Origin of the sequence: Desulfogranum japonicum DSM 18378 (assembly GCF_000429945.1) — a bacterium.
Classification (GTDB): domain Bacteria; phylum Desulfobacterota; class Desulfobulbia; order Desulfobulbales; family Desulfobulbaceae; genus Desulfogranum; species Desulfogranum japonicum.
In genome coordinates this window covers 15,513-27,375 of the sequence record NZ_AUCV01000018.1, presented here as the reverse complement: position 1 = coordinate 27,375, position 11,863 = coordinate 15,513, and the positions used below count along the sequence as shown (strand labels likewise).

At 48.0% G+C, this 11,863-nt stretch carries 8 protein-coding genes and 3 riboswitches; of the genes, 4 read left to right on the top strand and 4 right to left on the bottom strand.

The features are described 5' to 3' along the window. Positions 1-97 precede the first annotated feature (97 nt). A riboswitch (cobalamin riboswitch) is annotated at positions 98-317 on the bottom strand. A 364-nt stretch (positions 318-681) separates the two neighbouring features. The 3 genes from G493_RS28675 to G493_RS28670 all read left to right on the top strand — a co-directional run bounded on the left by G493_RS28675 (position 682) and on the right by G493_RS28670 (position 5,127). Next, complete coding sequence (locus tag G493_RS28675; RefSeq protein ID WP_035274133.1) at positions 682-2,043, top strand: glycosyltransferase family protein; 1,362 nt, start codon at positions 682-684, stop codon at positions 2,041-2,043. Between the two features lie 95 nt (positions 2,044-2,138). After that, positions 2,139-2,376, top strand: a riboswitch (cobalamin riboswitch). A gap of 31 nt (positions 2,377-2,407) precedes the next feature. Beyond that, positions 2,408-4,543 carry a ribonucleoside triphosphate reductase gene (locus G493_RS0109610; protein ID WP_051309181.1) on the top strand — a complete coding sequence of 712 codons (2,136 nt, stop codon included), beginning with the start codon at positions 2,408-2,410 and terminating at the stop codon, positions 4,541-4,543. Then, positions 4,543-5,127: an anaerobic ribonucleoside-triphosphate reductase activating protein gene (locus G493_RS28670; protein WP_035274131.1), complete on the top strand. Its 585-nt coding sequence runs from the start codon at positions 4,543-4,545 to the stop codon at positions 5,125-5,127. The genes G493_RS0109610 and G493_RS28670 overlap by 1 nt, the downstream gene beginning before the upstream one ends. A 129-nt stretch (positions 5,128-5,256) precedes the next feature. Here G493_RS28670 and G493_RS28665 read toward each other — a convergent pair whose 3' ends face one another. From G493_RS28665 to G493_RS0109585, 4 genes are all read right to left on the bottom strand, one after another. Then, the gene (locus G493_RS28665; protein WP_035274129.1) at positions 5,257-6,519 is read right to left on the bottom strand and encodes a metal ABC transporter permease; all 1,263 of its coding nucleotides are present in this window, start codon (positions 6,517-6,519) and stop codon (positions 5,257-5,259) included. Then, positions 6,516-7,283, bottom strand: coding sequence for a metal ABC transporter ATP-binding protein (locus tag G493_RS0109595; protein WP_028580201.1), 768 nt, complete (start codon positions 7,281-7,283; stop codon positions 6,516-6,518). Before G493_RS0109595 ends, G493_RS28665 begins: the two co-directional genes overlap by 4 nt. Next, positions 7,273-7,779 carry a hypothetical protein gene (locus tag G493_RS0109590; RefSeq protein WP_028580200.1) on the bottom strand — a complete coding sequence of 169 codons (507 nt, stop codon included), beginning with the start codon at positions 7,777-7,779 and terminating at the stop codon, positions 7,273-7,275. The genes G493_RS0109595 and G493_RS0109590 overlap by 11 nt, the downstream gene beginning before the upstream one ends. 91 nt (positions 7,780-7,870) lie before the next feature. Next, on the bottom strand, positions 7,871-8,791 hold the full coding sequence (locus G493_RS0109585; RefSeq protein ID WP_028580199.1) for a metal ABC transporter solute-binding protein, Zn/Mn family: 921 nt from the start codon (positions 8,789-8,791) through the stop codon (positions 7,871-7,873). Positions 8,792-9,287: 496 nt separating this feature from the next. Continuing rightward, a riboswitch (cobalamin riboswitch) is annotated at positions 9,288-9,472 on the top strand. Positions 9,473-9,923: 451 nt separating this feature from the next. On the opposite strand from G493_RS0109585, the gene G493_RS28660 reads away from it, so the two are divergent. Continuing rightward, positions 9,924-11,819 (top strand): TonB-dependent receptor plug domain-containing protein, encoded by a 1,896-nt coding sequence (locus G493_RS28660; RefSeq protein WP_035274128.1) that lies wholly within the window; start codon positions 9,924-9,926, stop codon positions 11,817-11,819. Positions 11,820-11,863: the final 44 nt, after the last annotated feature.

Below are 11,863 nucleotides of genomic sequence, written 5' to 3'. Positions count from 1 at the left end.
TGCTGCAGGCATAAAAAAACCGGATTGAACACAGTTCAATCCGGGTGCCCTGTCAGCCACAGATGAAGATAAGAAGCGCTGTTGTCCTCGCAGCATGGTTGCTTCCAGCATTCAGGCAGGTTTTCTGACTTGCGGATCTTTCTACTTGCTGCGTCTTCCCGACATTGGTGGCATGGTGCCATTGTCAGTGACTGTCATGCAGCGTTCGTCCCCGTTTACAGCGGCGGGCCCGTTCCGGATTTTCACCGGATTCCCTGGGAGGTTGTCGAGAAGAGATTCCTATTGCTCGGGCAACTTCCTGGTCCATTTCAGGATTAACCTCAATGCATGTCTGGATGCATACTCAACTTTATATATTATGTCAATCTGTTCCTCTAGTTACAGGGTAACTGCTCACATCGTACCTGACCTTTCCGCGATCAGCCCGGCTTACCGATGAACCTATACGCTGCTCCAGCCTGATTGCGAAAATTTCAGGCACCCTGTAACCACCAGTTACACATACAGGGGCGTTGCTGGCTTAGTTATTTCTCATGGGAGTAGTTGTTATTATCAGTTGCTCCAATTTGCTTTACCTCTCAAATGATACCCGTTAGGCTGGTTGACCGAAAAATACTTATAGCCAAAAAGCCAATACGACGAGCAGCATAGACCGTGAGCAGTTACTCGCTGAGGACAGTTATGCCTAATTTTTCACAACAATCCGTTGATATCACAACACTTCACATCCTCAATCAGGATACTCAGCATCTTTATTCCCGTTTGCTGAAGAAACAAAACGAACATAAAGCAATTGTGGTAATCCCCTGCCTTGCCACAGAGTTTACAGAGGAAGAAAATCGATCGGTTTTTACGAACATTTTACTGCATCTCTGCACGATAGAGTATTTGCATACTATTATTTTCGGTCTTGATGGAGCTGACGAATCTGATATGCGGCAACTGGAGTCCCTCATCAGGGGATGCGGTCTGCGAAATGCGATTATTCAATGGAACGAAGGTGCTGAATTCAGTGCACTGTACCAAAAGCTGGAAGATGCGGGATTCGATGTCTCCATACCGGGGAAAGGGCGTAACATGTTTATGAGTTTTGGGGTTTGCCTTGCCCTGGACGCTGACTCTGTTGCTGTTATTGATGCTGATATCAAGAGTTTTAGCAAAGAACAGATAGACAGGCTTCTTTACCCTGTAATGGCACTTGATTACGATTTTGCCAAAGGCTACTACTCCCGTATCCACAACAATCATTTTTATGGCAGAGTCAAGCGGCTGCTGGTTGATCCGTTGCTTATTGCACTGAAACGCCAGCTCATGCATGGCTCAGAAGAAAAATTTGTACGTATACTCGATTTTCTTCTCAACTTTCACTACCAGCTTTCCGGAGAGGTTGCCTACAGAAGAGACTTGTTGAAACAAATGCGGTTTTCCATGAACTGGGGGGTGGAAATATATAGCCTCATAGAAGTGTATAGAAAGGCTTCTTCCATCTGTCAGGTACAATTCTCTTCGGATCCTTTTGATCACAAACATCAAAATGTAGACAACAACCATGGGAAACCGTGTGGGCTTCAGGAGATGGCCGTTGATATCATTGGTACTCTTCTCAATTTTCTCATGGTCGAGGAAGGCCTGGTGTTAGGACCAACCTTTTTCAGGGATCTCTCTGAAACGTACATTACCGTGGCCAAAAGGATGATAAAGAAATATGCCCATGATTCCACCTTCAACAATCTGCAATATGACCGTGATGCGGAAGAAAGGCTGGTACGTGATGTTTTCAGAACAGCCCTGGTTACAAATGGGGAGCGTCTCAGTTTCCAGAGTCGGCTTTCAGCAATATTTCTTTTTTTTACAAAAGCCCATCCTGAATTTATGAACGATAATGCGCAAGGCCTTGCAGAGGTGATTATGGAGGTAGCTGAAAACAGCCCGTACAGTCTTTTGCACATACCACATACCCCTTCGTGGGAAAGTGTAATTGCGACCTTGCCTCATATTCTCGATGAATTGTCAATGGCGGCATCACCGGTGTCATGTAATTGATATTTTTTGAAGAGGCAGAGGTTGATGAGACTGCAGCATTTGACTCTCCAATGAGCTTTTTTACGTTGACATACAGCGTCGATACACAATATATAGTGGTATGCTGACGAGCTGGTGCACTCACGGGGAGTGCAGTAAAAGGGAATCCGGTGAAAATCCGGAACTGTCCCGCAGCGGTAATCGGGAACGAACGTTGGACAGGCTCCTTCTGTAATCTATTGGATGAAGGGAGAGCGCTGAAAGCACTGACTAGTATGTTGGGAAGCTCCGACCAGTAGGTAGCAATGTCGTACGCCCGGAAGTCCGAAGACCTGCCAGCTTGAATTACACTGTCAACGTGTACCTTCGAGGAAAGGAGAAAACCATGCCCACATCCCATGCCCAAAGTGCGTCCTTTGAACAGATCTGTCACTTCAGACAGATTCAGAAACGGGACGGCCGCACCGATTCTTTTCAATTTCAAAAAATCGCCAATGCCCTGCAGAAGGCCGCGGAAGTAACCGGTGAATTTGATTCCTTCGAGGCTCGTCGTCTGACCATCCGGGTTATCGGTCTTGCCCAGATGGCGCTGGAAGGACAGATCCCCACAGTCGAGGATATACAGGATCTGGTGGAAGAGGTTCTGCTGGCATCCCCCTACAAGAAAACCGCAAAAGCCTATATCGTATACCGTGAGCAGCGCACAATGGTCCGTTCTGTGACCTCTGCACAGGGAACGCGTATTATTGACCAATATCTGGATAAACTCGACTGGCGAATCGAAGAAAATTCCAATATGAACTACTCCCTCCAGGGATTGAACCATTATATTTCCAGCGAAATCAGCCAGCGCTACTGGCTACATACCATCTATCCCAAAGAAGTTCGCGAAGCACACCTTGAAGGAAATATTCATATCCACGACCTGGGCCTCCTTTCCACCTACTGTGTTGGCTGGGATCTACAGGACCTGCTTTGTCAGGGGTTCTGCGGGGTAAAAGGAAAGGCGGTATCCAGACCGGCAAAACATTTCCGCGCTGCCCTCGGCCAGATTGTCAATTTTTTCTATACCCTCCAGGGTGAGGCCGCAGGTGCACAGGCCTTTTCCAACTTTGACACCCTGCTGGCGCCATTTATCCGTTATGATGCTTTGTCTTATAGGGAAGTAAAGCAGGCTCTGCAGGAGTTTGTTTTCAATCTGAATGTCCCTACCAGGGTAGGGTTTCAGACACCTTTCACCAATCTGACCATGGATTTGAATCCGCCCCAGACTCTGGCCAGCCAGCCCGTAATCGTTGGTGGAGAGTCTTGTTCGTCTGTATATGGCGATTTCGGCCATGAGATGACCATGATCAACCAGGCCTTTATGGAGGTAATGACAGAAGGCGATGCCCAGGGCAGGGTGTTCACCTTTCCCATTCCAACCTACAATATAGGTAGCGATTTTGACTGGGATAATCCGGAACTTGATGGCTTGTGGAAGGCAACAGCCAAATATGGCATTCCCTATTTTGCCAATTTCATCAATGCAGACCTCAATCCTGAAGATGCCAGATCCATGTGCTGCCGTCTACGGCTCGATACCAGAGAGCTGGAAAAGCGGGGAGGAGGCTTGTTTGGCGCCAACCCTCTGACAGGTTCCATCGGAGTGGTTACCATCAACCTTGCTGCCCTGGGGGTACGGGCTGATTCGATCTCTTCTTTCTTGGATCTCCTGGGTCAGCAGATGCGAATAGCCAGGACCTCCCTGGAAATCAAGCGCAAGGTGCTGGAAGATTTTACTGTAAAAGGGTTGTATCCCTACACCCGCTACTATCTGCGAACCATCCATGACCGTTTTCAGAAATACTGGAGCAACCACTTTTCCACCATCGGTGTAATCGGCGGTAATGAAGCCTGCCTGAATCTATTGGGTAAAGATATCGGCACCAGTAAGGGCAAGGCTTTTGCTGCTGAAATTTTGGATTATATCCGTTCATGTCTGCAGGATTTCCAGGATGAGACTGGGAATATGTATAATCTGGAGGCAACTCCTGCCGAGGGTACCGGCTATCGTCTGGCAAGAAAAGACCGGGATCGTTTCCCTGAAATGGTATGCAGCCTGCGTGATGAACAGGACGGAACCCCCCTGTACACCAATTCCACCCAGTTGCCGGTAAATTACAGTGAGGACGTATTGGAAGTGCTTGACCTGCAGGATGTATTGCAGAGCAAGTATACAGGAGGCACGGTGCTCCATGTCTTTTTAGGCGAGGCGTTTCCTGATCCGGAGGCAGTAAAACAGTTTGTACGTATGACCTGTGAAAACTATCATCTTCCCTACTTCACCCTCTCGCCAACGTTTTCCATCTGCTGTACCCATGGCTATATCAACGGTGAACACAAACGGTGCCCTTCCTGTGGCAGCGAGACAGAGGTATACTCAAGGGTGGTTGGGTATATGCGGCCGGTCAGCCAGTGGAATGCAGGGAAACGAGCTGAATTTGCTGCGCGCAGTAACTATCATTTGGAGGAGTGTTGATGGTAATCGGTGGATTTCACCCCTTTACCCTGAGTGATTTTCCCGGCCATGTGGCGGCCATTGTTTTTACCCAGGGGTGTTCCATGCGCTGCCCCTATTGCCACAACAAGCATCTCTGGGCTTTGCAGGCTGAACATGGAGAAATTGATGAAGAACATATTGTAACTGTTCTGGATAAGCGTTCCAAACGCCTGCAGGGAGTAGTTATCACAGGTGGCGAACCGACATTGCAGCAGGAGCTGGTGCGATTCGCCACCAGGGTGAAAGCGATGGGCCTGCGGGTGAAAATCGATACCAACGGCCTGTGTCCTGAAAAGCTGAGGGAACTTATCCTGGCAGGTGTAGTGGACTATATTGCCATGGATATTAAAGCCCCCTGGGAAAAGTATTCCATCGTGTGCGGCACAGAGATCAACACCACACGTATTCAAACCTCAATAGACTGTATCGTTGGCAGCGGTCTGCCTCACCATTTCCGAACCACCTGGTATCGGCAGATGCTGAATGACTCGGATATGGAGGAGCTCAGGAGAACCATGGTGCCGCCTTCTTCTCCTTATGTTGTTCAGAAATGCATCATGTGAAAAGTGCAGAAATATTTTGGTATACAAATACAACAAGCCTGGCCGTTCGGGGCAGGCTTGTTGTATTTGTAACGATCTGTTTTTTCCTGCAAAGTAACAAGTGCCTGGCTCATACATGAGGAGCGGTCATCAGCCCATATGCCTTCCATGGGGATCATGGCTGGGGTGGCCCAGCTTTTCATCCAGGTATTCTACGGTATTGCCATCGGTGATATGTTCCAGCTGGTGAGCTGTGGGATGCAACTCTTCCCTGGGCGTGCCAATGGTTGCCAGGTAGGCTTCCCACAGGCGATGGGCACGCAGAACCTTGCTTGCCTCTTTGTTGCCTTCTTCGGTCAGGCTGTATCCCTCTGCCTCGGCTGTAATCAGATTGTTCTCCACCATATTTTCCAGAACCTTACGCATGCCCTTGCTCTCTTCAGCGTATTGCCTGATTACCGATACTGGGGTGGCTTTTCCATATCGCAGAATTGTGGTCAGTACATCTTCCACCGTCTGTTGTGGAACCAGTTTCTTGAGGCGCATCCAGCGGGCAAATAAACCGTACTTGGGAGCGACAGCCAGTACGACCAGAAATTGCAAAGTACAGAAGAGCATAACCGCGCCGCCGCCAGCGGAATCGAGCCAGACGCAGAGGTATAATCCGCCGATCACACTGGTGGTTCCAAAGAGTGCTGCCAGCATCATCATTCTATCCAGACGGTCACTGAGCAGGTAGGCTGTGGCTGCGGGAGTGATCAGCAGACCCACCACCAGAATAACCCCAACCATGCTGACTGCACTGACAACCACCAGCGATACACAAGTGGTGAGCAGGTAATCGATAAGCAGCACAGGCAAACCGATGGAGGCTGCCATAATCGGATCAAAGGTGGCCACCTGGAAATGACGGAAAAAAAGAATCAGGATCGAAAGGACGGTTGCTGCCACAAAGGCACTGACCCAGAGATCCTGGTCAGCCACTCCCAGAATATCTCCCATGATAAAATGCATAAGATCAATATGGATATACTGGCGAAAGATGGAAACCGCAACCACACCCAGAGCAAATATACCGGTATACATGATACCGATGGCAGTGTCCTCCTTGACCCTGGAAATGCGGGAAACAAAGCTGATCAGTGCCACCGTTGCAATGGCCGCAAAGAGCGAACCAAGCAGCATGCCTGTTGCATGCGCCTCAGCACCGAACAGCATTTTCATTACCAGATACCCGCCGGCTACACCTGCAATCATGGCATGGGACAATGCATCACCCAGGAAAGCCATACGCCGCAGCACCACCAGGCATCCGACGACCCCGGCTACTGTGGCCACTATGCAGCCACCGATCAGGGCTTTCTGAAAATAGGTTTCTGTGAGCGGGGAGATAAACAGGTCATAGAGTATCATGCTTTCTCTCCTTCTTTTTTGAGCAGGTCACTGAAGATTCTCAGGCGACCTTCGTATACCTGGCTGAGCAGTTCTTCATTCAGCACAGTATGCGGAGGGCCATAGGCAAACATCCGCTGTTTGATGAGAATGAGCTGGTCGAAATATTCTGCTGCAGTGGACAGGTCATGGTGAACGACCACCAGGGTTTTACCTGATTGTTTGGCTCGTTCCAGTACATCAAGAATGGCCCGCTCCGTGGCAGCATCCACACCGGCAAAAGGTTCGTCCAAAAGCAGAATTTTGCTGCCCTGGGCAAGGGCACGTGCCATGAATACCCGTTGCTGCTGTCCACCCGAAAGTTCGCCGATCTGTCTGTTGGCAAAGTCCTGCATGCGTACCATTTCCAGGGCTTCCAGGGCAGCATCATGGTCACGTTTTTTCGGGTTTGTGTACCAGGGTATTTTTTGATACCTGCCCATGAGAGCAACTTCTTCGACTGTTATCGGAAAATCCCAGTCCACTGCTCCCCGCTGGGGGACATAGGCCACTTCACCTTTGGCTTTTTGTGCATTTTTGCCGTTAATCAGTACATTGCCGATATCCGGTTTGACAAAACCGAGAATCGCTTTGATGAAGGTCGATTTTCCCGCACCATTGGGACCAATGACACCCACAAGCAGATCTTTTTCTATCTTCACCGAGATGTCCAGCAGAGCCGGTTTTGAGTGATAACTCACAGTGAGATGTTCCACTTCTATGGCATGTCTACCATCAGTGTTCATCGGTATCCTCCGTGGTGGTGATGGTAAAATGCAGCGAGCCGGAAACCAGGGAGCCGGCATTGCTCCAGAGAGTTGTTTCTGCAATGGGCAGACTGTCTTCCATAACCTTGATGCGTACACCATATTCACTGGCACTGGCACTGGCAGCGGTTGGCGGGGCAGCTTGAATAAATATTTCATTGGGCCCATGCACCAGATTCGCAAGATGTTCTATCTGCATGACCTGACCTGCCTGTGCCTGTTGTGTGTCTACCTGGAGGTTTTTGCCGTTGATACGTACTTCCAGCAGAGTCTGCTGGTCGTCCAGGACAAGTGCAAAGGGGTCTTTTTCAAGATTGAAGGTCGGGGTGATTTCCAGTGAGAAATGCTTTGCATCAAGAGAGACAGCCTCTGCAACAGGTACTGCCGCCACTGTGCGGCTGTCCCGTTTGACAGTGTAGAGGTACACGCCACCAATGATGATTCCCCAGACAAGAAGTACTAGAAGAAATCGCATAATATATATTCCCAGGTCTATGGTTGCTGGTTACCAACGTGATTAATGGTTGCGATTGTCTGCTGTATGGAAATTACAAGTTGTGAGCATGTTATTGTAAGGCGTTGACAATCAGCAGTACGTTTTCCCGCATCATGCCGATGTACGTTTCACCTGCTGTATTTTCCTCGCCCATGGAGTCGGAGTAGAGTTCTCCGCCAATTCGAACATTGGTCTCCTTGGCGATTTCTCTTATCTGTTTAGGGTTTACAGATGTTTCGACAAAGATTGCCGGTGCGCCGGAAGAACTGATGGAATCAACCACCATGCGCCGCCGTTCAGGGGTCATGCCGCCGCCGACTTCAGCCCCTGTTGACCAGCCCACAGGGGCAATGGAGAGATAATTATTGTTGGCATTGAACTTATATTCGGTACAGAAATAATTAAAGGCGTCGTGGGTGGTGACAAGGATGCGGCGGTTGATGGGAATACGGTTTACCTGATTTTTTATCCAGGCATCAAGTACCCGAAGCTGCTGCAGGTACAGAACCGCACGGGCCTTGAATTCCTCTTCTGCCGCCGGATCCAGTTGAATGCATGCCCTGGTAATATTGTTGACGTATACAGCGGCATTTTTTAACGAAAACCAGGCGTGGGGATCTGCTACTTTCTCGCCCTTGGAGTCGATGGTCAATGGCGATATCCCGTCTGTAGCAGTGACCAGAGGCTTGCCTGCGTCTTTGGCCAGGGTACCCATCCAGTTTTTGCCCTCCAGGTGAAGGCCGTTTTCCAGGCAAAGATCTGCTTCAAGTACCAACTGAACATCATCCGGAGTCGGCTGATAGGTATGTGGATCAGCACCTGGGGCAAGGATACTGCGTACTTCCATGCGGTCCCCGGCTATCTGTCTCGCGAAGTCGGCTATCTGGGTTGTGGAAGCAATGATTCTTTTTTTTGCGTTTTCTGCTGTGGCGTCACTTACCACACAAATGGTAATGCTGAACAGGGCAATCAATACCAGTCTCATAAACATGATGTACTCCTGGGGGAAAAGAGATTGATAACTGACAGATAACCATAGTTTTCGTATTTAGGGTTGCTGAAAATAATACATATCCAAAAATTGTGTAGGATATCGGTTTGGTAACGTCTTCGCGTCAATGGTTCCATACTGGCCGTATTGAGCCATTGACGCGAAAACTTTACCGAGTTGCGGGACAAGCAAGGTTGGATACTTTATTTTTTCCGTGACCCTAACATGTCTTTTGGATATGACAAGAGAGAACTCTTTATATGATAGCAGAACGCCGCTATTGTCCCAAAGAAAATACCCGTCTGCACGGCGGCCTTTATGAGGAGAGTTGATGTGCCAGGCAGGGGTTACAGCGTATTGGGGCATATGTAGGCCTGGCTGATCGCGGAAAGCTCAGGTATGCCGTGAGTTGTTGTATGAGACTTCAATTGCTTTTTAGGTAGGGTTTAACCTGTTAACATTGCAGAATAATGTTGACATCAAATTTCAATTCTGTTTTTCTTGGATTGTTTCAGGTGCTTGGCAACAAGCAAAAAGGGAACCCGGTGTAATTCCGGGACGGGCCCGCCGCTGTAACCGGGGATGAAAACTGCAATGATGTCACTGTCGGAACTCGATGGGAAGGCGCAGTGAGTAGGTTGAACCGGAAGTCAGAAGACCTGCCTGGAAACAATAGCTGCTTTCTCGAGGCAAAAGAAATCAGTATCAGATACGAGGAATACCAGGGCATCCCCGGATCATTTTTTTTTAAAAGTGGTTCAGGGATTTTTTTATTTCCGAACGAGCATGACCAATATACGACCTTGGCTAGGAGTCCGTACTGAGCTGATTGTCGCTCAAGCAAGATTGGATAATTTATTTTTTCCGTGACCCTTAGCCGCGGTTGAAACTGCGTATCATCATGCTTCCTCCCTTACTGTATTTTTCAGGATACAGCGACTGAGGCTCTTTTTCCTACTCCACCCAAATAATCAGCAGTACTGATTTATAGTCTGTCATGTCCTTGCTTCTACTCCGCAAGCTATGGAAGGGATATCGGCTGTAAATGCATGCCATTTGGGTCAGTAGTATTGCCAGCGTACATACACGTTTCAGTGTAACTGATTTCTATGCATTTTAAAAAGGAGGAGAGATGGTAGGAACCTGTCTGATACCCAAAAAAAGAAGTGCTCTTTTGCTGCCACTACTGTTCACAGCAATCCCCGCCATAGCACAGGAGGAACCAACACAACTTTCTACGATGACGGTCACGGGAGAACGTTTTCCTGTAGAGGAAAAGGCTACTCCTCGATTTATCACAGTGCTGTCCTCAGAGGAATTACAAGAGACCGGAGCAAATAACCTTATCGATGCGTTACGTCGATCTGGCGGACTTGCCTATAAATCCTATGCTCCTCTGGGAATTTCCCAGGGAGGTATGAACAGTACGGTCTCCATTCGAGGTATAAAGAAAGGGGAATTAATTCTCCTTAATGGGGTTCCCCTGCAGGGTAATGCAGGCCATGCATATGATTTAAACAGTATTCCAATTGACCAGATTGAACGAGTAGAGATCCTGAAAGGTGCTGCTTCGACACTGTATGGATCCAATGCAATGAGTGGTGTTATCAATATCATTACAAAAAAAACTAAAGATGAAACCACGGCCACAGGCACCCTGGAGTTCGGTAATGAAGGGTATCACAACCATAGTGCTTCCGCTACGATACCCGGACTGACAGTCGGCTTTAATTACCAACGACTTGATAGGCAGGAAGATATCTCGTATAACTTTTCAGGCGGATATCGATATACTCTCGACACTACAGATAAATACGCCTGGAATGTCAATAAGGAGATGTTTGGCAACCTGTTTTTTGACTATCTGGGTTCATATGAAACCACCTCTTTTGAAAAATATTATGATGATGCCACTAAGGGGTACAGTGCAACTGATCAGGACTACCTGAAAAACTTTGCTGATATTCGCTATGAAACGGAATTAATCAGGGTAAAAGCATTCTGTATGTTCAATGAAATGGAAAGGGATGAGTATACCGCGCCTGATGAGCCGGTGGATGAAAATAAAAATTATAATTACGGCATTGAGGGAGATTACAAGTTCCAATTGTACGACTGGGATTTCAATGTAGGAGCAGACTGGATTTACAGGGGAGCTGATTATAACAATACGTATGGCGAACATCACCGGAATGATTACGCTGCTTTTATGCAGGTAAAAAAGACAGTTTTTGATGTGCTTACAACGACATTCGGTGTACGGCAACAGTTCGTTGACGGGGAGTCAGGAACCGCAGACTACGACCGTTTTCTCCCAAGTTTGGGCATTACGTTGAAAACGACAGAGAGCTTGAATCTGTTTGCTAACGCTGGAAAGGCCTTCAGAGCTCCAACCTTTAATAATCTCTATTATGAAAGCAGTTCTGTGGTTGGCAACCCGGATCTCGGACCGGAAGAGGGATGGACCTATGAAGTCGGTGTAAAATACGATGTTGATTTGCTGCGGATGCGCCTGGCAGCATTCCATATGGATTATGAGGATAAAATCGAGACCGATTCTTCGGTTGACCCAAGAACCTATTATAATGCGACAGACTACAGTTCAACGGGTATTGAATGGGATATTGCTCTTTATCCATTTACAGCGAAAAACGACTGGATGCAGGATCTCTCCTTTAAAGTTGCAGGGTATCTGGCTGATCCAGTTGCCGATGATGTTGACGGAGAAGAGTATCAGAGCGGTCCTAAATTTCAAACAACGATTGGGGCGGGATATTACACCGAGCCTTTGGTGATCGATTTCAACTGCCAACTCCTCACCTCAAGAGAGCGAAACCTCGACGATACCACTGTGCTTAATTTGTATGCGAAGTACAAGCTCGGTATAGGATACCTGTCCTTGAGTGTTGATAATATTTTTGATGAAGAAGTTATGACCTACGGGAATATGGAGGAAGATGCCAGTTCTCAATATTACTATCGTGATGTGGGACGTTTGGTGAAATTAGGCTATTCTGTTACCTTTTAACGCCGGAGTGAATGCGAACGCCATTGCTGTAAATCTTCATGATG